The sequence below is a fragment of the Rhizobium sp. SJZ105 genome (genome assembly GCF_007828365.1).
Taxonomy (GTDB): Bacteria; Pseudomonadota; Alphaproteobacteria; order Rhizobiales; family Rhizobiaceae; genus Agrobacterium; species Agrobacterium tumefaciens.
In genome coordinates, this window is record NZ_VIUP01000001.1 from 767,407 (window position 1) to 787,042 (window position 19,636).

At 58.8% G+C, this 19,636-nt stretch carries 16 protein-coding genes; 8 read left to right on the forward strand and 8 right to left on the reverse strand.

All coding sequences use genetic code 11. The features are described 5' to 3' along the window. Window positions 1-36: 36 nt before the first annotated feature. From ppx to FB593_RS03865, 4 genes are all read right to left on the reverse strand, one after another. On the reverse strand, window positions 37-1,560 hold the full coding sequence (ppx, locus tag FB593_RS03850; RefSeq protein ID WP_112289783.1) for an exopolyphosphatase: 1,524 nt from the start codon (window positions 1,558-1,560) through the stop codon (window positions 37-39). Beyond that, complete coding sequence (locus tag FB593_RS03855; protein ID WP_112290000.1) at window positions 1,557-3,755, reverse strand: RNA degradosome polyphosphate kinase; 2,199 nt, start codon at window positions 3,753-3,755, stop codon at window positions 1,557-1,559. Before FB593_RS03855 ends, ppx begins: the two co-directional genes overlap by 4 nt. Before the next feature lie 98 nt (window positions 3,756-3,853). Beyond that, complete coding sequence (gene hdaA, locus FB593_RS03860; protein ID WP_065658059.1) at window positions 3,854-4,582, reverse strand: DnaA regulatory inactivator HdaA; 729 nt, start codon at window positions 4,580-4,582, stop codon at window positions 3,854-3,856. Window positions 4,583-4,584: 2 nt separating this feature from the next. After that, complete coding sequence (locus FB593_RS03865) at window positions 4,585-5,724, reverse strand: AI-2E family transporter (protein WP_013635868.1); 1,140 nt, start codon at window positions 5,722-5,724, stop codon at window positions 4,585-4,587. Between the two features lie 296 nt (window positions 5,725-6,020). Here FB593_RS03865 and purM point away from each other — a divergent pair, with 296 nt between their 5' ends. The 3 genes from purM to FB593_RS03880 all read left to right on the forward strand — a co-directional run bounded on the left by purM (window position 6,021) and on the right by FB593_RS03880 (window position 8,834). Next, a complete protein-coding gene (gene purM, locus FB593_RS03870; RefSeq protein ID WP_003512456.1) occupies window positions 6,021-7,094 on the forward strand; it encodes a phosphoribosylformylglycinamidine cyclo-ligase in 1,074 nt (357 codons plus the stop codon). Beyond that, window positions 7,091-7,765 carry a phosphoribosylglycinamide formyltransferase gene (purN, locus tag FB593_RS03875; RefSeq protein ID WP_145166336.1) on the forward strand — a complete coding sequence of 225 codons (675 nt, stop codon included), beginning with the start codon at window positions 7,091-7,093 and terminating at the stop codon, window positions 7,763-7,765. The genes purM and purN overlap by 4 nt, the downstream gene beginning before the upstream one ends. Window positions 7,766-7,898: 133 nt before the next feature. Then, complete coding sequence (locus tag FB593_RS03880) at window positions 7,899-8,834, forward strand: omptin family outer membrane protease (protein ID WP_145166487.1); 936 nt, start codon at window positions 7,899-7,901, stop codon at window positions 8,832-8,834. Between the two features lie 412 nt (window positions 8,835-9,246). Here FB593_RS03880 and FB593_RS03895 read toward each other — a convergent pair whose 3' ends face one another. Together FB593_RS03895 and FB593_RS03900 are read right to left on the reverse strand one after the other, a co-directional pair. Continuing rightward, window positions 9,247-9,873, reverse strand: a complete 627-nt coding sequence (locus tag FB593_RS03895) for an NUDIX domain-containing protein (protein WP_025593009.1) — start codon at window positions 9,871-9,873, stop codon at window positions 9,247-9,249. Window positions 9,874-9,939: 66 nt separating this feature from the next. Beyond that, the gene (locus tag FB593_RS03900) at window positions 9,940-12,159 is read right to left on the reverse strand and encodes a molybdopterin-dependent oxidoreductase (protein ID WP_186447877.1); all 2,220 of its coding nucleotides are present in this window, start codon (window positions 12,157-12,159) and stop codon (window positions 9,940-9,942) included. Window positions 12,160-12,188: 29 nt separating this feature from the next. Here FB593_RS03900 and FB593_RS03905 point away from each other — a divergent pair, with 29 nt between their 5' ends. Next, complete coding sequence (locus FB593_RS03905) at window positions 12,189-13,052, forward strand: 23S rRNA (adenine(2030)-N(6))-methyltransferase RlmJ (RefSeq protein WP_115063971.1); 864 nt, start codon at window positions 12,189-12,191, stop codon at window positions 13,050-13,052. A 9-nt stretch (window positions 13,053-13,061) separates the two neighbouring features. On the opposite strand, the gene FB593_RS03910 is transcribed toward FB593_RS03905, so the two are convergent. After that, window positions 13,062-13,997 carry a lysylphosphatidylglycerol synthase domain-containing protein gene (locus FB593_RS03910; RefSeq protein WP_041694364.1) on the reverse strand — a complete coding sequence of 312 codons (936 nt, stop codon included), beginning with the start codon at window positions 13,995-13,997 and terminating at the stop codon, window positions 13,062-13,064. A 199-nt stretch (window positions 13,998-14,196) separates the two neighbouring features. On the opposite strand from FB593_RS03910, the gene FB593_RS03915 reads away from it, so the two are divergent. Together FB593_RS03915 and FB593_RS03920 are read left to right on the forward strand one after the other, a co-directional pair. Beyond that, complete coding sequence (locus tag FB593_RS03915; RefSeq protein WP_003512443.1) at window positions 14,197-14,970, forward strand: ribonuclease T2 family protein; 774 nt, start codon at window positions 14,197-14,199, stop codon at window positions 14,968-14,970. A gap of 33 nt (window positions 14,971-15,003) precedes the next feature. Continuing rightward, window positions 15,004-15,600: a glutathione S-transferase gene (locus FB593_RS03920; protein WP_003512441.1), complete on the forward strand. Its 597-nt coding sequence runs from the start codon at window positions 15,004-15,006 to the stop codon at window positions 15,598-15,600. Between the two features lie 115 nt (window positions 15,601-15,715). Here the strand turns inward: FB593_RS03920 and FB593_RS03925 are convergent, their stop codons facing one another. After that, complete coding sequence (locus FB593_RS03925) at window positions 15,716-16,372, reverse strand: outer membrane protein (protein ID WP_003512439.1); 657 nt, start codon at window positions 16,370-16,372, stop codon at window positions 15,716-15,718. 346 nt (window positions 16,373-16,718) lie between these two features. Here FB593_RS03925 and FB593_RS03930 point away from each other — a divergent pair, with 346 nt between their 5' ends. After that, the gene (locus tag FB593_RS03930; RefSeq protein WP_003512437.1) at window positions 16,719-17,507 is read left to right on the forward strand and encodes an SDR family oxidoreductase; all 789 of its coding nucleotides are present in this window, start codon (window positions 16,719-16,721) and stop codon (window positions 17,505-17,507) included. After that, window positions 17,504-19,555 (forward strand): excinuclease ABC subunit UvrC, encoded by a 2,052-nt coding sequence (gene uvrC, locus FB593_RS03935; protein ID WP_162705198.1) that lies wholly within the window; start codon window positions 17,504-17,506, stop codon window positions 19,553-19,555. Before FB593_RS03930 ends, uvrC begins: the two co-directional genes overlap by 4 nt. The last annotated feature ends 81 nt before the right edge of the window (window positions 19,556-19,636 follow it).

Here is a 19,636-nt window from a genome sequence, read left to right on the forward strand (position 1 = left end):
AACTGTCTGCGGTGCCAAATGGCCGGCGTCTGCCCGTTACTCGAACACAAACGCCAACCGCTTGCCCGTCAGTTTCGCCAGTTGCTGCAGGCGTCCGTCCAGACGCTCGCCGGCAAAATCGCAATAGGCGTGTGGTACGACGAATTCCAGATCCAGATCCGGAGTGGTGGATTTGCGGAATTTCAGGTGATCAACGACACCGGGCATGGAGGCTGAGAAGAGGTAAACGACGCGCAGCAGGCCGCCGAGCAACTTGCCGAGTTCCAGCAGGCGGTCACCCGCCATGGCGGCGAGCGGCTGTGTGGTGCCGTTGTCGTTCAACCCTTCGAAGCGGTAATAATTAGCAAGCGCGATATAAGCGCGGCCCGGATGGGTGATCGCCACGAAGGAGGAGTGGGCGATGATGTTGAGCGCCTGCAGGCCGCGATAGTCCGGATGTGCACGCCAGCTGATATCGGCCAGAAGGCAGGCGGCCTGCCGGTAACGGCTTTCCTCTTCCGTCTCATCGATGCCGAAGACCGGAAAGGTGCGGCCGCTCCAGTCGGCGAGTTCGCGCGCATGTTCGGGCGAACGGGCACGCAGAATGGCAAGCTCGTCGGCCGTGACCAACAGCGGGTCGGTATCCCGCTCCGCTTCCGTCAGCAGCGAATAAAGATAACCTTCGCGCACGCCCTGCGCCGAGAAGGCGATCGTTGCCGGCTTCATCGCCTTTAGAACTTCACGCATGGCGATGGCGCCGAACGGCAGAAGCGAACGGCGGTTCTTGGAGACCGCCTGCCAGGCCGGGTCCTTGCTGTCCCTGGAGACGATGACTTCTTCCAGAAAATTCAGCATTTCCGCCAGCGGCAATTCATATCCCTGCATCATGTGCAGCGGATAACCTGTGATCTCCATGTGCAGCTTGGCGATGTTTCGCCACGTGCCGCCCACGGCATAAAAGGTACGCCCCTCGCCGGCCGCCAGCAGCTTTGCGAAAGATTTGACGTGCTTGCGGGCAATTGTCGTCGCCTTCTCCAGCGAGCCATCCGATTGTTCCGACAACCGAAGGCCGCCGAGCGGCAGGGTGATGCCCTCGCCGCAGTTCTTGCCCTTGATGTCGATGAGTTCCAGCGAACCGCCGCCCAGGTCGCCTGCAATGCCATCCGGGTCGTGGAAACCGCTGATCACGCCATAGGCGGAATAAAGCGCTTCCTTTTCGCCGGACAGCACCTCGATCTCGCAACCAAGTATGGCTTCGGCTTCACGGATGAAATCCGGGCCGTTTTCCGCTTCGCGCGCTGCCGCTGTCGCCAGTACGTAGAGTTGCTGCGCCTGCGCCTGTTCGGAAAGCGCATGGAAGCGACGCAGCGCCATCAAAGCCCGGCTAACGCCTTCCTCATGCATCCGACCCGTGAGGGCCAGTCCCTTGCCGAGACCGCAAAGGACCTTTTCGTTGAACAGCACGGCGGGCGCGCGGGAAAGACCTTCATATACGACGAGACGAACGGAGTTCGAACCAATATCTATGACGGAAACGGGGGCAAGGCCGGTCAGCCGCCCCTGTGCTTCTGATCGAGTCATTCAGCCTGTTTCTTGCGGGAAGAAATCAACCCGGCAATCAATTTGGGCGCACTTGATTTCAGGGCTTCACCACGTCCGGAAAGGCTGGGATTGGTCATGAAATAGTGCTGCGCGTTGAACGGTTCTTCGCCTTTACGCACCTCGATGCGCCTCGACGTTCCGTCCGCAAGTATCTCGTAGCTCTGCTGGTTGTCAATGAGATTGCCCAGCATAATCTGTGAAAGAACCTGCTCGTGCACGGTGGGGTTGGTGAGCGGCACCAGCGTTTCAACGCGGCGATCAAGGTTGCGCGGCATCATGTCGGCGGAGCCGATATAGACCAGCGCCTTGTCGGACGGCAGGCCGAAACCATTGCCGAAGCAGAAGATTCGGCTGTGCTCGAGGAAGCGGCCGACAATCGATTTGACGCGGATATTGTCCGACAGACCCGCAACCTGTGGGCGCAGGCAGCAGATGCCGCGCACGACGAGATCGATCTCCACGCCGGCCGCACTGGCGCGGTAAAGCGTATCGATAATCTCGGGATCGACCAGCGAGTTCATCTTCATCCAGATCGCCGCCGGCGCACCGCGCTTGGCGTGCTCAATCTCTTCATTGATGTGCTTCACGATGCGCGCACGCAGCGTATAGGGCGAAATGGCGAGCTTCATGCCCTCTTCCGGTTCGCCGTAACCCGTGATGAAGTTGAAGATATTCGCCATGTCGTGGGCGATCTTCGGGTTGCAGGTGAAGAAGGACAGGTCGGTGTAGATCTTGGCCGTGATAGGGTGGTAGTTGCCGGTGCCGAGGTGGCAATAGGTTCTGAGCTTGCCGTCTTCGCGGCGCACCACCATAGACATCTTGGCATGCGTCTTGAGTTCGATGAAGCCGAACACCACCTGCACGCCGGCCCGCTCCAGATCGCGCGCCCAGCGGATGTTCGCCTCTTCGTCGAAACGCGCCTTCAATTCGACCAGCGCGGTCACGGATTTGCCGGCTTCCGCCGCGTCGATCAGCGCGCGAACGATCGGGCTGTCGTTGGAGGTGCGGTAAAGCGTCTGCTTGATGGCGAGCACTTCGGGGTCGCGTGCAGCCTGCAACAGGAACTGCACAACCACGTCGAAGCTTTCATAGGGGTGGTGAACCACCATGTCTTTTTCGCGGATGGCGGCAAGGCAATCGCCGGCATGTTCACGCACGCGCTCGGGGAAACGGGCGTTGTAAGGCTCGAACTTCAGGTCGTCGCGCGGTGCGCGCACGATTTCCGAGATGGTGTTGAGGGCGAGCAAGCCGGGCAGAACGGCAACGCGATTATCAGGCACGCCAAGCTCGTGCACCACGAACTGGCGGAGCGACTGCGGCATTTCGCTGTCGGTCTCAATGCGGATAACCGAACCGCGGCGGCGGCGCTTCAGCGCGCTTTCGAAGAAGCGGACCAGATCTTCCGCCTCTTCCTCCACCTCGATATCGCTGTCACGGATGATGCGGAACGTGCCGAATCCCCTGACGGTATAGCCCGGATAAAGACGGTGAATGAACAGACCGACCACATCTTCAAGCGTGATGTAGCGGATGGCGTTTTTCTCATCCGGCAAACGAACGAAGCGGTCGAGCGCCGTCGGGAGACGCAACAGCGCTGTCATCGGCTCGCGGCCGTTGACGCTGTCGAGCTGCAGGCCCATCGAGAATCCGAGGTTTGGAATGAAGGGGAACGGGTGCGCAGGGTCGATGGACAGCGGCGTCAGTACCGGGAAAATACGTTCCTCGAACTCGGTGCCCAGCCAGGTACGATCCGCTTCGGAAAGTGCGGCAGGCCGCACGATGAAGATTTCTTCCTTGGCGAGATATTGCTGCAGAACCGCAAGCGAAGCCTGCTGCTCCATTTGAAGATTGTCGATTTCCTTCAGAATATCTTCCAGCTGCTCGGCTGGTGTCTTGCCGTCAGGTGTCTTGACCGTAATCTTCTGGCGCACCTGGCCTTCGAGGCCGGCGACGCGGACCATGAAGAATTCATCGAGGTTGGCGGCGGAGATGGACAGAAAACGCAGCCGCTCCAACAGCGGATGATCCGTGTTCAGCGTTTCTTCCAGAACACGGCGATTGAACTGAAGCCAGGAGAATTCGCGGTTGATGAAGCGCGCGGGGCTGTCCCAGAGGTTCTCGCCCTCGGTCATCGGCTGAACCTTGTTGAAGTCGTCCTGCACAATAGCGGCCATGTCCTGTACCATCCCCTGACTTTCCGTCCCGTGATCCTGCTGCATCCCGCGATCGTCCCTCTTGCCCGTATAACAGTTTGACGACGGAACTGTGACAGTCAATCGACCTCCAGCCCGCTACCTCTTGTCCCTTCGCCCATCGCGTTGAGGACTTCCGCCGCCAAGGGACGGGTTATCCTTGTTCCACGCGAGAGCGCCAGCCTGTCGATACGGTCCACAATCGTCTGCGCCGTATCGAGTGAACGCTCCATTCTGTTGACGATGTAGCCTATGAGTTTGTCATCCATATAAAGCTGCCGGTCGGCGAAGAGTTTCACCAGAACCTGTGCCAGAAGAGCCTCGTCGGGCTCGCCTGTCTCCACCACAGTCACGGCTTTCAGGCGTGAGCGCAGGTCCGGCAAGGTCACCGGCCATGCGGCCGGCCATTGCCGGCTGGTCATCAAAAGCGTGGTGCCGTGCTGGCGCACGCTGTTGATGACATGGAAAAGTTCGGTGTCGTCAAAACCGCGGCGATCGGCATCCTCAAACAGAACCGGTCCAGTTTCGGCAAGGCGCGCAGCGCCAACACCGGCTTGCGGGTGGATATCCTGCGCGCTGCTGATATTTTTCCAGATATTGGCGAGATGCGATTTTCCCGAACCCGGAGGCCCGGCCAGCACCACCACGGGCGAAGGCCAGTTCGGCCATTCATCCACAAGGCTGACGGCAGCCTTGAGCGAGTCGGACACGAGAAGATCGTCCCTTCCGGAAGCGGACTGGTGTGAGAATGCGAGCGGCAGCTGCTCGGCCTTCGACCGGGCGTTGTCGTTTTTGATTTGGTCAGTCATCGTTAGCCCTGAGAGTCAACCTTGCCGGAGGACGTTTCCTGTTCTTCCCAGGGAAGGTTGGCGGCGTGCCCATGGTAAAGATCGCTTTCAAGATATCGCGACAATGCAAAGCGGACAAGCACGCCAACGGCTGCCGCCGCTGGCACGGCGACCAGAAGGCCGACGAAACCGAAAAGCGCACCGAAGGCGAACAATGCGAACATCAGCCACACCGGATGCAGGCCGACGCTGCTGCCGACGAGCTTCGGCTGCAGGATGTTGCCTTCGATGAACTGGCCGGAAAAGAACACGGCAAGTGTCAGAAATACATAGATATAATCAGGCCAGAACTGCACGATGGCGACGCCGACGGCAAGGATGAGGCCGACCATCGAACCAATATAGGGAATGAAGCTGATAAGGCCGGAGAAAAGGCCGATCAGCAGGCCGAAATTCAGGCCCACCAAGGACAGGCCGACAGCGTAATAAACGCCAAGGATGAGGCAGAGCGACCCCTGCCCGCGCACGAAGCCGGCAATCGTCCTGTCCATGTCGCGGGCGATCTGGCGGACCGTATGCACGTAGTCGCGCGGTATCCAGCTATCGACCTTGTCGATCATCCGGTCCCAGTCAAGCAGCAGGTAGAAGGCGACGACGGGTGTGACGACCAGCAGCGACATGACATCGACCAGCGATTTGCCGGAATTCCAGATCTGCGTCAGCAGGGTGCCGATGAAGCCCGCGCCTTCGGTCAGCAGCTTGGAAAAATTCTCCTTCACTGCATTGATCTGGTTGCTCACCCAGTCAGGCAGCAGATTGGCGTCCGCACCGGCGATCAACTGCTGCAGGGACGAGATATATTGCGGGATGCGCGTGATGAATTCGGATGCCTGGGCGGCAATCAGCGGAATGATGATAATGAGCGACAGCGCGAAAATCAGCACGAAGGTGACGAGGATAACGACGGTGGCCATCAACCGGCTGAGGCCTCGGCGCTCCAGCCAGTCGGCAACCGGATCGAGAAAATAGGCAAGTGCCATGCCCGCCACGAAAGGCAGGAGGATAGAGCTGAAGACCATCAGGAAAAAGATAAAGACGGCAAGCACGCCTATCCAGAAAAAAACCTGCCGGCGCAGGCTCGTACCGCTCACATGGGGTTGCATCCGTTCATCCTCTTGTCGCCGTGCCGTCATTGCCCATGATGGAGATAGGATGCGCATATGCACATGGTCAAGGCCGGTGGCCCGGTAGCGATAGACACGGCGGTTGCCAGGTCTGTGCAACGACGACGGGTTTTCAAGTCTGCGCTGCGCATATCGCTGTCGAGAGGCCCGAGGCACACAAAACGTCAAACCGTCGCAAAGCCGTTAAAAACCGGAGCTTTTGCCACTCAAACCCTTGCATCAGGCCCCGTCCCGTGCGAATGGCGACGCCAAAGGAACCAGCGGAGACGAGAGCGATGAGCCAGTCGGGCAAGAACGGTCTTACCTATAGTGACGCAGGTGTGGATATCGACGCCGGCAACCTGATGGTCGAAAAGATCAAACCGGCGGTGCGCTCGACGCGGCGTCCCGGCGCGGATGGTGAAATTGGCGGCTTCGGCGGCCTGTTCGATCTGAAGGCCGCAGGCTTTAACGATCCGGTTCTGGTGGCCGCCAATGACGGCGTCGGCACCAAGTTGAAGATCGCCATCGACGCGAATTTCCATGACACCGTCGGCATCGATCTCGTTGCCATGTGCGTCAACGATCTCGTCGTGCAGGGCGCAGAACCACTGTTCTTCCTCGACTATTTCGCGACCGGCAAGCTCGACCCGGATCAGGGCGCTGCCATCGTTTCCGGCATTGCTGCCGGCTGCCGCGAATCCGGCTGTGCGCTGATCGGTGGTGAAACCGCTGAAATGCCCGGTATGTATTCCGATGGCGACTACGATCTCGCGGGCTTTGCCGTGGGTGCTGCCGAACGTGGCCAGCTTCTGCCCGCCGGCGATATTTCCGAAGGCGACGTCATTCTCGGACTTTCGTCCTCCGGCGTTCATTCCAACGGTTTTTCGCTGGTGCGCAAGATCGTTTCGATCTCCGGCCTTGACTGGGACGCCCCGGCACCCTTCGCAGATGGCAAGAAGCTTGGCGAAGCGCTGCTGACGCCGACGCGCATCTATGTAAAGCCGCTTTTGAAGGCAATTCGCGAGACCGGCGCGCTGAAGGCGCTGGCGCATATTACCGGCGGCGGCTTCCCGGAAAATATTCCGCGCGTTCTGCCCAAGCATCTCGCCGCCGAGATCGATCTCGACGCGATCGAGGTTCCGGCTGTGTTCTCGTGGCTTGCAAAAACCGGTGGCGTTGAAGCCAAAGAAATGCTGCGCACGTTTAACTGCGGTGTCGGCATGATCGTGGTCGTTTCGGCTGAAAATGCCGCCAAGGTCACCGATGCTCTGACGGCGGAAGGCGAGACCGTGTTCCCGCTCGGCCGCATGGTCGCCCGCGAAGAGGGTGCGCACGGCACGATCTACAAGGGCGCCCTTAGCCTATGATGAGCGCCGCCTCTCGATCTGGCCGCGCACGTGTCGTCGTTTTCATTTCCGGCAGCGGCTCTAACATGGTGTCGCTTGCCAAGGCCTGTCAGGAGACGGATTTTCCGGCCGAGATCGCCTGTGTAATTTCAGACAAGGCGTCGGCAGGCGGGCTGGAAAAGGCACAGGCGTTCGGTATTCCCACGCTCGTTTTCGAGCGCAAGACCTATGCCAGCAAAGCCGAGCATGAGGGCGCCATTCTGGCCGCACTTGGCGAGATTGCGCCTGATATCATCTGTCTTGCCGGTTACATGCGGCTGATCTCCGGGGATTTCATCGCCCCCTACGAAGGCCGCATCATCAATATCCACCCTTCCCTGCTGCCGCTTTTCCCCGGCCTGAACACCCACCAGCGCGCCATCGACAGCGGCATGAAGATTTCCGGCTGCACCGTACATTTTGTAACCGAAGGCATGGACGAAGGCCCGACGATCGCGCAGGGCGCGGTGCCGGTTCTTTCCGACGACACGGCCGAGACGCTGGCGGCGCGGATACTCACCGTCGAACACCAGCTTTATCCACTTGCCCTGAAGCAGCTTGCGGAAGGCAAGGTGCGGATGGAAGGTGGAAAAGCCATTTCCAGCGGCGACGCAAGTAAATCCGAGTATTCCAGCCTGATTTCTGTTTATTGATAAATATTTCACTAAAGTACAAAGATACTTAAAGTGATATTTCCTATAAAATAAACCGAACGTTTACCATAATCACCTTTAATGCCCGCAACGGCCCCGCATTTTGGAGCCCTCCGGTCATTCAGGAGCGATTATGCTAATTTCGAGGTTTTCCCTGCCGCTTTCGGCGGTTTTACTGGTGGGCACGAGCCTGCCGCTCGCCGCCGAGCAAAGCGCCATCACAGCCTCGCTCGATGCCGGTGTCCTAAACATCAAGGCCACCGAGACCTTTTTCAATGGAAGCCACAAAAACAGTCAACTCGACTGGAAAACAACAAATGCCATGGCGTTACGCGGATCGCTTGGACTTGAGCTGTCGCCCGAGTGGCGCATAAAAACGGAAGGTCGAATCGGCTTTGCTGGCGATGGCTACATGACCGACTACGATTGGCTGCCTCCCTATTACAGGGATACATCGAAAACTGGATGGAGCGACCGCTCACAGCACGGCGATACCCGCCTCGACCACTACCTGACCGGAAGCATCGAACTCAACAGAACACTGCTGGAAGACCCGCTGCAGCACCTCAGTGCCGGTATCGGCTTTCGCTATACCGACGTGCAGTGGTCCGCCTATGGCGGTGACTACATCTACAGTTGGAGAGGATTTCGCAATAATGTCGGTGAGTTCAACAATAGCGAAAAAGCCATCACCTACCGGCAGCAAATCCCCGTATTTTACGGCAATGTGACCGGTGGGCGCAAATTCGGGAACTGGTCGCTGAATGCCGGCCTCGAAGGCGGCGCAATGATCTATGCGAAAGCCACGGACGATCACTGGATGCGTTCGATCCGCTTCACCGACAAATTCCATGTTGGCGGCATGTTCGGAGCAAAAGCGGGCATCGCCTATGCCCTGACTGAGAATGCCTCCCTCTACCTGGATGGCGCATACGAATATACGAGCTTCGGTCGCGGTGACAAAACCCTCACACCGACTGGCGGAACTACCGGCCTGTTTTATAAAGATACGGCGGGCGGCGATATGCAGTCGCTTTTCGTTGGGGCCGGCGTAAAGGGCAGATTCTGAGTTGAAGGCCTTCGGTTGAGGCGGGAGAAGATGTTATTATCGCACGCAGAACGAAGCTGTGGCATGCCTCGTAAAAGCGATCGATCCTCAATCTCGTCGACACCTCATCTCTGCGATGCGGACAGAACGGTCGCAACGAAAAAAGACAACTCCGGATGAGGTCAAGGCGTGGAAAGAAGAAGGCCGCAAGTAATGGCCTTTGTCGTGGACGCCTCGGTAGTCGCGGCTTGGTTCCTGTCTGACGAGGACGGCACAATCGCCGATCACGTCTCCATCATCCGCCTGGCACGAAACATGCGCTTCCCGCCTATGATGCTGCCTACCTCTCGCTTGCGATTTCGCACAATGTGCCTTTAGCAACACATGACAGGAAGCTTGCGGCTGCGGCAAAGCTGGAAAACGTTGCGTTCGCTTAAGGTTTGCGTAGAGCCGCTCGATTCAACATCGCCCACTGCAACAGAATAATCGTCTTGGAATCGGTGATTTCGCCGGACGCGATCATCGCGAAGGCTTCGTCGAGGCCGTAGGTCAGAACCTCCAGATCCTCGCCTTCGGTTTCCAGACCGCCACCGCTGCCGGCCTGCACGTCGAGATCGATGCGGGCGACGAAGAGGCTGACTTTTTCGGTGAGCGTTCCCGGGCTGGCATACATGTCGAACAGGTATTCGACCTTTTCCACCGCGTAGCCAGATTCTTCCATCGCCTCGCGGCGAATGGCGTCGGCGGCGTTGTCGTCATCGAGGAGCCCCGCTGGCACTTCGATCATGAAGCTTGGATCGCCGTTCACGAAGACGGCAGGGCGGAACTGGCGCACCATCACCACGCTGTCGCGTTTGGCATCGTATAGAAGGATGGCGGCGGCGCTGCCGTGATCGTGGACTTCCCTGATGATGCGGATTGTCTTGCCATCCGGCATGCGCTGATCGAAAATTAGCTTCTGCATATGCACGAAGCCCTTCCACACCGTTTCCTTTTCTACCAGCCGGACCCTGCCGGAATCAGTGTCGGCCGGAACGTTTTTCGCTTGCGTCTGTGTCACCGGATATTCCCTTGCCTGTCGCGGAAGTGTTCAGCTTGGCCCTGTTGCGGTGCAATATCAAGCCTTTCAGGCTTCGTCGTCGCGGTGGAGCCACACCTTATTGTCGTGGAAAGCCGCGCCGCCATAGGGGGCGACGGCATCGGCGCCCGTCAGGACATTGATACCCTCGCCGTCCAGATGCGCCTTGTTGGGCCACAACCCTTCGGCAACCAGAACGCCGGGCCTCGCACCCTCAACGATTTTCGCGTGAAGACGCACTTCGCCGCGACCATTGCCGATACGCACGATGTCGCCATCGGCTATACCGTTGCGGGCGGCGTCCTCGGAACAGATCATCACTTCCGGACGGCCTTCCTTCTGCACGGAGGTTTTCGTTTCCGCGAAGGTGGAGTTGAGGAAGTTGCGCGCTGGCGATGTCGCCAGTCGGAAAGGATGCTCTCCGTCGGCGGTTTCGATGACATCTACCTGATCCGGGAATTTCGGAAATTGCGCAACCGGCCCCATCACGCCGATGTTTTTCGGCGGTTTGTTTGGAGACGGCCCTGTCGCCCATTCGGGGCTGAAACGGAATTTTCCGTCACCATAACCAAAGCCCTCGAGATAATGCGCCACCTCGAAAGAGGGCTGCGCATCGATCCATTTTTCTTCCGCCAACGTATCGAAATCGCCCCAGCCGCTGACTTTCAGCATATGATCGACATGGTCGCGGGCTGAAAGACCGAAGCCCGGCATGTGGTCGATACCAAGACGTTTCGCCAGTTCTTCTATGACGAAGAGATTGGTGCGCACGGTTTCCGGCGGCTCCACCAGTTTCGGGCCAAGCAGAATGTGGTTCTGGCCACCGGCGCGGTAGATATCGTCATGTTCAAGGAACATGGTGGCCGGCAGCACGATATCGGCCAACTCGGCCGTCTCCGTCATGAATTGCTCATGCACGGCAACAAAAAGATCGTCGCGCAGGAAACCCTGTTTCACCAGCCGCTGCTCGGGTGCGACATTGACGGGGTTGGTGTTCTGGATGAGCAGCGCCGTCACCGGGCCACCATGTCGCAGCGCTTCCGCATCCCCCGTCAGCACGCGGCCGATCTGCGACTGGTCGAGCTGGCGCACGTTGGGGTCGGCATAGGCTGTGCCCATCAGTTCCGCCTTGTTGAGCCGGAAGATATCGCCGTTATTGTGGAAGGCGCCGCCGCCTTCATATTGCCAGGAGCCAAGAACGGTGGCGATAGAAAGAGCCGCGTGCATGGCGACCGCGCCGTTGCGCTGGCGGGCGAAGCCATAACCCAGCCGGAAGAACGTCTTTTTCGTCGTGCCCACGAGCCTTGCGAAATCCTCGATTTCCTCCACGGAAAGACCGGTGATTTCGGACGCCCATTGCGGCGTCTTGGATTTCAGATGCTCTTCAAGTCCCGCCGGATCGTCAGCGAAGCGCGCCATGTAATCGCGGTCGGCATAACCATCGCGGAAGGCAATGTGCATGATGGCGCAGGCGAGCGCCGCATCGGTGCCGGGACGCAGGACGATGCGCATATCGGCCTGTTTCATGGTCGGATTGTCATAGATATCGACGACGACGATCTTCGCGCCACGTTCCTTGCGGGCTTTTACCGCATGGGTCATGACGTTGACCTGCGTGGCGACAGCATTCGTGCCCCAGATGACAACGACATCGGCCTTGCCGATTTCGCGCGGATCGGGCCCGCGCAGCGCGCCTGTACCCATCACATAACCCGTCCAGGCCATGTTGGTGCAGATCGATCCGAAAAAGCCGGAATATTTCTTGGCGTGACGCAGGCGCTCGATGGAATCGCGCTGAACCTGTCCCATGGTTCCGGCATAGAAATAAGGCCAGATGGCTTCGGCGCCGTGCTTTGCCTCGGCTTTGACGAAGGCGTCAGCAACCTCGTCCAGTGCCGCTTCCCAGGATATCTCCTGCCAGTCGCCGGCACCCTTCGCACCCTTGCGGCGCTTCGGGGTCAAAAGACGGCCGGGATGATAGATACGCTCGGAGTAACGCGCCACCTTGGCGCAGATGACGCCGGCAGTGTAAGTATTGGCATTGGCGCCGCGCACGCGGCCGATGCGGCCATCGGCATTGATGTCCACTTCCAGCGCGCAGGCGCTCGGACAGTCGTGCGGACAGACCGTGTGGCCGATGCGCGTGGCACTTTCGGCTTTCGGGGTGGCGTTTTTAGCGGAAATCGGGGTCGCAAGGTTCATGTCTTTTCTATATTGCATCAGCGACGCGGCAAAAAGGCCGAAGTGACGTCCATCAAGAATATTCATCATCCCCATCGGGAAGCGAGACACATCCCATGAACTATCGCCACATCTACCACGCCGGCAATTTCGCGGATGTTCTCAAACACGCCGTTCTCGCCCGTCTCGTCCGTTACCTGCAGAACAAGGACAAGGCGTTTCGGGTGCTGGATACTCATGCCGGCATCGGCCTCTACGACCTGTCGTCGGAAGAGGCGCAGAAGACAGGCGAATGGCAGACCGGCATCGGCAAGCTGATGGACGCCGATCTGCCGGCCCCTGTCGCCGAATTGCTGGAACCCTATCTTTCCACCGTGAGAGAGCTTAACCCCGAAGGCGGCATGCAGTTCTACCCCGGCTCGCCGAAGCTCGCGCGCATGCTGTTCCGCCCGCAGGACAGGCTTTCGGCCATGGAACTGCACCCGGACGACGCACGCGCGCTGTCGCGTCTGTTCGAAGGAGATTATCAAGTTCGGGTGACGGAGCTCGATGGCTGGCTGTCGCTTGGCGCGCATCTGCCGCCGAAGGAAAAACGCGGCCTCATCCTCGTCGATCCGCCCTTCGAGCTTGAAAATGAATATCAGCGGCTGGCGGATGGGTTGAACAAGGCATATCGGCGTTTCTCCACCGGCACCTATTGCCTGTGGTATCCGCTCAAAAAAGGCGCACCGATCAAGGATTTCCACGAGCGGCTGCAATCCTTCGACATACCGAAGATGCTGTGCGCGGAACTTTCCGTGAAAAGCGACCGGCTGGAAGGCTTGAGCGGCTCAGGCCTCATCGTCGTCAACCCGCCCTACACGCTGAAGGACGAGCTGCACACGCTGCTGCCATTCCTGAAGACGGTGATGGCGCAGGACAGATACGCCTCGCACCGCGCCTTCTGGTTGCGCGGCGAGGAAAAGCCGGAAGAGGATTGAGGGCTTACCTCACCCCTTCCGCGCCTGTGCAAGCTGCGATCGCTCAAAGAACAGGATCACGAAAAGCGCCATGATGAACGGGATGATGAGGTAGAACAGCCGGAACACCAGCAGCGCCGCAATCACGTCAGCCGGGTTCATATCAGGCAGGCCGGTGACGAACACCAGCTCCAGCACGCCAAGCCCGCCCGGCGCGTGCGAGATGAGCGCCGCTGAAAAGGAAATCAGGAAAATCCCGAGAATGACCATGAAACCGGGATTTCCGGCTTCCGGCAGCGCGAAATAGATGATGCCTGCAGCTCCGATCAGTTCGATCGGACCGATGACCAGCTGTTGCGCCACCAGTTTCGGCACGGGATATGGCAGAAAAAACGAACCGATTTTCAGCGGCCGCAGCTTCAAAAGACTGCCGAGCACATAAAGTGCGACGATGGCGAGCAGCAGGACGCCGGTTGTCGTTGACGCTTCCACGGGCAGGATGCCGGTAAAGCGCTCGGTAATGTCCGGTTCATAGACCAGCACCAGTCCGATGAGCATGATCGTTCCGATGATGAAGGTGAAGGAACAAAGGCCGACGAGAATGCCGACTTCGGCAGCGCTCAACCCCTTGGACGTATAGGCCCGGTATCGGACGACGGCACCGGAAAACACGGATGCCCCGACATTGTGGGAAAGCGCGTAGGTGGTGAAGGAGGTGAGCGTGATGAAGAACCAGTTTACCTTCCGGCCGAGATGCTGGAGAGCGATGCGGTCGTAACCGGCAAGGGCGGCATAGGCGACAAGCGTCGACAGGCCGGAGCACACCCAGTCCCGCGCGCGAATGGCCGTGAGGCTTTCCCATAGATCATCGAGTGAAAGACCGCGCAGCTCGTGATAGAGCAGCCAGGCCGAAAAACCGATCGTTGCCAGACCAATGACGGGCCAGATGTATTTCTTCAATGTCATGCGGTCATGCCCGCCTATTTCCCCCAGCTTCACCCCAACCCGATTTCCGCACTCCGCAGAAGATTCGTTCGACTCTATTCGTTATGCGGCGAAGCTTTCAACCTTTTTGCCCGTTTGCCTCGTTCACAAATTTATGTAAGACCGCTTTGTCGTCTGCGGGCGATACGAGGTCGTCCATTTTCCGGAGAACGTGCACGAAATGAAGCGTTATGCCGGTTTCATCGCCCTCGGTCTTCTGTCGCTTGCGGCCCTTTGGTTTTCGCGGGAAAATCCGGCCCCGACCGGTTCTGCAACCAACCGGCAGACCCAATCCCAAACGCAGCCCGCTGGCAATTCCAGGCCCGAAAAATCCCAGCCGGAAATTGCCCGACGAGACACGGGCAAAAACCCTGTGCCCGCCGGAACAGGCTTCGATTTTTATGTGCTTTCGCTCTCCTGGTCGCCGGCGTTCTGCGCCAGCTCCGAAGGTTCCGGCAATCGCCAGCAATGCGGCAGCGACAGGCGGTACGGTTTCGTCGTACACGGGCTCTGGCCGCAAAACGAAACCGGATACCCCGAATTCTGCACGAGCAGCGAGCCGGACCGTGTGCCCGACGCAATCGGCCGCACGATGTTCGACATCATGCCCTCCATGGGCCTGATAGGCCACCAGTGGCGCAAGCACGGCGCCTGCTCCGGCCTTTCGCAGAAGGATTATTTTTCGGCAACACGAACCGCCTTCGAGGCGGTCAAGCTGCCGGAGACGATTGCCTCCGGCGCTAAAGGCGCCACCCTTTCCGCCGACGCCATCGAAACCGCCTTCACCGACGCCAACCCCGGCATGTCGAAACGCGGCGTCTCGATCAGCTGCGACGGAAAACGCCTTGAGGAAGTCCGTATCTGCCTCAACAAGGACATGACATTCCGCGATTGCCCTGAGCTTGACCGCAAGGGCTGCCGCGTCAGCGCTACCGAAATCGTCCCCATTCGCTAATACCCACACATCAACATATGTCAGGACCCGACTATGGAACTGCTTTATTCCGTCACTTCCCCCTACTCCGCCAAGGTGCGCATGGCCGCCCGCCATCTCGGCATCGACATTACCAACGTCGCCGTCGACACCAATGCCGAGCCCGCGACGCTGGTTGACAACAATCCGCTCGGCAAAATTCCGGTCCTGCTTCTGGACGATGGCGGCTCGGTCTATGACAGCGTCGCGATCATGCACTATCTAGACCGCCTTTCGGGCGGCAAGCTCTACCCGAAAAAGAACGGCAAGCGCACCGAAGCGGAAATTCTGGAAGCGCTCTGCGACGGCATCATGGATTGCCTGCTGGCCATCGTTTACGAGCGCCGTTCCCGCCCGGAGGACAGAGTTCACCAGCCATGGATCGACAAGCAGTGGAAAAAGGCGGTGAAGGGTCTGGATCATCTCAACGCCAACCTGCCGAAAACCGGCAAGAAGCTGCATGGCGGACATTTCGCCCTTGCGGCGTTGATCGGTTATCTCGATCTGCGTTTTGCAGGTGAATGGGCCGAAGGGCACGAGGCGCTGGCGCAATGGCCGGAAACATTCGGCAAGCGTTTCGAAGCCTATAAGGACATGAGGGCTGCCGCCTGACGCCAATGTGAGCGCCATGCCTGGCCTGATCGCCGGGCATGGATGCTGTAGCTGATGGCAAAAACGAAAAAGCCGGGGCGTAAACCCCGGCTTTTCTTTACCGATCCTTGAAGGATCAGAACTTGACGCCGATACCGGCCTTGACGGAGTGGTCGTCGAAGCCGCGCGAGAACGCGCCGGAGTCCAGGCTGTAGTCCTTCTTCTGGTAGTCGCTGTAGCGATATTCCAGACGGGCAGTGATGTTGTCCGTAACCATGGCTTCAACGCCAGCACCAACGGTGTAGCCGAGGGCGGTTGCGCTGTCCTTGGAGGTCGCGTCACGTACCTTGTTGTCAGAGGCTGCGAGACCAGCCGTACCGTACAGCAGGAACGGGTTCATGTCGTAACCGACGCGGGCACGCAGCGAGCCGTTGACGCCCTGCTTGCCTTCGACGGCGTTACCACCAACCGTACCAGCGGAACCGCGCTCGCGGCCGAGGTTAACGTCTGCTTCGGCACCGTAAACGATCTGGCCGTTCTGCATGTTGTAACCGCCGTAGATGCCGCCGCCGGCGCCCTTGGCGTCACGGCCGTCGTTGCTGGAGCTGAAACGGCCCCAATCGTAGTTGGCGGTACCACCGAGGTAAGCGCCGGTCCAGTTCTTGACCGGAGCGGGCTGGTCGTAGGCTACCGGTGCCTGCGGCACGTCGTTTACGGCGTCAGCGGCGTGAGCAGCCGAGAAACCGGCGGCTGCAATGGTCGAAGCCATAATGGTTGCTACGAAAATACGCATGTTATTCTCCTTTCAGGACCGCGCCGTACTCAAAACATTGTTTTTAGACGCGGTAAATTCGTCGGGTTAATCGCCCCTCTGAAAATTGAATTTGATGGGAGAATGCGGAGATCAAAGAGCCAAAATGTGAATTGTTTGGGGCAGACACGTGACTAGAATTAGACGTTGCCTAATTGCCACAAGGGTTTTATTAACCCTACCGGAAACTTAATTTCCAATATATCGAATTTAAACTTAGTTATATTCAAATTAAATTTAAATTACATTACCAATAAAAATCCACACAATTCTTTTACGGCCCACGGACAGCTTGCGATTTGCGATTATATCCAGCAAATAGGCGTGTATGAGCAAATGCAGGTCCGCTGTGAAAGAAAATATACCGAAGACAGTCTTGATAACGGGTGCCGCCCGGCGGCTCGGGCGGGCGATCGCCACGGATTTGGCCTCGCATGGTTTTGCGATTGCCGTCCACGCCAATGCCTCTATGGGGCAAGCCGAGGAATTCGCTAACGAAATAAGGCAAAAAGGCGGCAAGGCCGTTGCCGTTCAGGCGGATCTGACACAATCATCGCCAACAATGGCGCTTGTCGAACAGGCATCTTCGGCGCTCGGCCCGATAGGCGTCGTCGTCAACAATGCATCCATTTTTCTGGACGATTCGGCAGAAACGCCCGATCCGGCAATCTTCGACGCGCATTTTTCCGTGCATGTGCGGGCGCCTTCCCTCATCGCGGCCGCCTTCGTTCAGCAATTGCCTCAGGATAAATCCGGACTGATCGTCAACATCATCGATCAGCGCGTACTTGCGCTTACGCCGCGTTTTTACTCCTATACGCTTTCGAAATCGGCCCTTTGGACAGCCACACGGACGATGGCGCAGAGTTTTGCGCCGCGGGTGCGCGTCAACGCCATCGGGCCGGGTCCCTCCTTCAAAAGCGAAAGACAGGCGCCAGAGGACTTTCAGGCGCAGATCGACGGCCTTATATTAAAGCGCGGTCCGGAGCCCGACGAGTTCGGGCGGACGATTCGCTTTCTTTTTGATACGCCGTCGATCACCGGACAAATGATCGCGCTCGATGGCGGCCAGCATCTTGGCTGGGAAACCCCTGATGTGGCGGAGATACCTGAATGAACGGAAAGAAGCTGCCTGACGGCGGTATTCTCTTCGATGAAACCGATGACGAAGACGACGATGCAAACCTTGCCGCGACAGACGCGGTCGAGGCACCGCGCGACGTTGCCGGCATGGACTGGAATGCCGGCTGGAAAAACGAATCCGGCCTGAAGGGCATGGATCTGATCGGCGAATTCGTCAAACACCTGCCGAACTCGCCGGGTGTCTACCGCATGTTCAACGAGGCGAACGACGTTCTTTACGTCGGCAAGGCGCGCTCGCTGAAGAAGCGCGTCGGTAACTATGCCCAGGGTCGCGTGCATTCCAACCGCATTGCGCAGATGGTGCGGCTGACCGCCCATATGGAATTCGTGACCACCCGCACGGAAACCGAGGCGCTTCTCCTGGAAGCTAACCTCATCAAACGCTTACGGCCGCGCTTTAACGTGCTTTTGCGCGACGACAAGTCATTTCCCTATATCCTGATCACAGCCGACAATCGTGCACCGGCGATTTTCAAGCACCGGGGTGCGCGGGCGCGCAAGGGCGACTACTTCGGACCCTTCGCCTCTGCCGGAGCCGTTGGACGCACGATCAATTCACTGCAACGCGCGTTCTTGATCCGCACCTGCACCGACAGCGTTTTCGAAACCCGCACGCGTCCCTGTCTTCTTTACCAGATCAAACGCTGTTCCGGCCCCTGCACACATGAGGTGAGCGATGAGGGGTATGCGGAACTCGTCAAGGAAGCCAAGGATTTCCTGTCCGGCAAGAGCCAGAGCGTCAAGACCGCGATTGCCCGGCAGATGAACGAGGCGGCCGAGGATCTCGACTTCGAGCGCGCCGCCGTCTATCGCGACCGGCTGGCGGCGCTCTCGCACGTCCAGAGCCATCAGGGCATCAATCCGGCCGGCATCGAGGAGGCGGATGTTTTCGCCATCCATCACGAGGGCGGCATATCCTGCATCCAGGTGTTCTTTTTCCGCACCGGCCAGAACTGGGGCAACCGCGCTTATTTCCCGAAGGCCGACCCGTCCCTGCCCGGCTCGGAAATCCTCAATGCGTTTCTGGCGCAGTTTTACGACGACAAACCGGTGCCGAAGCAGATCCTGCTTTCCGAAACCGTAGAGGAACAGGAATTGCTGGCCGCTGCTCTCGGCGAAAAAGCCGGACACAAGGTCACGATCAGCGTGCCGCAGCGCGGCGAGAAGAAGGACATCACCGACCATGTTCTTGCCAATGCGCGCGAGGCGCATGGCCGCAAGCTGGCGGAAACCTCGTCTCAGGCGCGGTTGCTGAAGGGGTTCGCGGAAACCTTCAACCTTCCCTACGTGCCACGCCGGATCGAGATTTACGACAACTCGCACATCATGGGCACCAATGCCGTGGGCGGCATGGTGGTGGCGGGGCCGGAAGGCTTCGTGAAAAACCAGTATCGCAAGTTCAACATCAAATCGACCGACATCACTCCCGGTGACGACTTCGGCATGATGCGTGAGGTCATGACCCGCCGCTTCTCGCGCCTGTTGAAGGAAGAGGGCAAGCCCGACCGCGCGCAGACGCTGACGCCCACACCCGAGGAAGCCGCGGACATGCCCTTCCCCGCCTGGCCGGACGTTATCCTGATCGATGGTGGTCAGGGACAGATGACGGCGGTGCGTGCCATCCTCGATGAGCTCGACATTCGCGACAGCGTGATTGCCATCGGCGTCGCCAAGGGTGTGGACCGCGAGGCGGGCCGCGAGCGCTTCTTTGCGGATGGCCGCAGCGATTTTTCCCTGCCGCCGCGCGATCCCGTGCTTTACTTCATCCAGCGCATGCGCGACGAGGCCCACCGTTTTGCCATCGGCTCACACCGGGCGCGGCGCAAGAAGGAAATGGTGCGCAATCCGCTGGATGAAATTTCGGGGATCGGCCCAGGACGCAAGCGCTCGCTGCTGCAGCATTTCGGTACGGCCAAGGCGGTTTCACGCGCAGGCCTCAACGATCTGATGAATGTCACCGGCATTTCAGAAGCCGTAGCGCGGCAAATCTACAATCACTTCCATGAGAGCAGTGGCGATTGAAGGCGCACTGTCGCAACGAACTGCTAAAAAAACATAATAACGTGTTGACCCTATGCGTCAGGGGCGGCATCAAGGCAGCTT

Coding starts and splice junctions, on each gene's coding strand:
- ppx (WP_112289783.1), bottom strand. CDS start 1,560: ATGACTCGATCAGAAGCACAGGGGCGGCTGACCGGCCTTGCCCCCGTT.
- FB593_RS03855 (WP_112290000.1), bottom strand. CDS start 3,755: ATGGCCGCTATTGTGCAGGACGACTTCAACAAGGTTCAGCCGATGACC.
- hdaA (WP_065658059.1), bottom strand. CDS start 4,582: ATGACTGACCAAATCAAAAACGACAACGCCCGGTCGAAGGCCGAGCAG.
- FB593_RS03865 (WP_013635868.1), bottom strand. CDS start 5,724: ATGCAACCCCATGTGAGCGGTACGAGCCTGCGCCGGCAGGTTTTTTTC.
- purM (WP_003512456.1), top strand. CDS start 6,021: ATGAGCCAGTCGGGCAAGAACGGTCTTACCTATAGTGACGCAGGTGTG.
- purN (WP_145166336.1), top strand. CDS start 7,091: ATGATGAGCGCCGCCTCTCGATCTGGCCGCGCACGTGTCGTCGTTTTC.
- FB593_RS03880 (WP_145166487.1), top strand. CDS start 7,899: ATGCTAATTTCGAGGTTTTCCCTGCCGCTTTCGGCGGTTTTACTGGTG.
- FB593_RS03900 (WP_186447877.1), bottom strand. CDS start 12,159: ATGAATATTCTTGATGGACGTCACTTCGGCCTTTTTGCCGCGTCGCTG.
- FB593_RS03905 (WP_115063971.1), top strand. CDS start 12,189: ATGAACTATCGCCACATCTACCACGCCGGCAATTTCGCGGATGTTCTC.
- FB593_RS03910 (WP_041694364.1), bottom strand. CDS start 13,997: ATGACATTGAAGAAATACATCTGGCCCGTCATTGGTCTGGCAACGATC.
- FB593_RS03915 (WP_003512443.1), top strand. CDS start 14,197: ATGAAGCGTTATGCCGGTTTCATCGCCCTCGGTCTTCTGTCGCTTGCG.
- FB593_RS03920 (WP_003512441.1), top strand. CDS start 15,004: ATGGAACTGCTTTATTCCGTCACTTCCCCCTACTCCGCCAAGGTGCGC.
- FB593_RS03925 (WP_003512439.1), bottom strand. CDS start 16,372: ATGCGTATTTTCGTAGCAACCATTATGGCTTCGACCATTGCAGCCGCC.
- FB593_RS03930 (WP_003512437.1), top strand. CDS start 16,719: ATGAGCAAATGCAGGTCCGCTGTGAAAGAAAATATACCGAAGACAGTC.
- uvrC (WP_162705198.1), top strand. CDS start 17,504: ATGAACGGAAAGAAGCTGCCTGACGGCGGTATTCTCTTCGATGAAACC.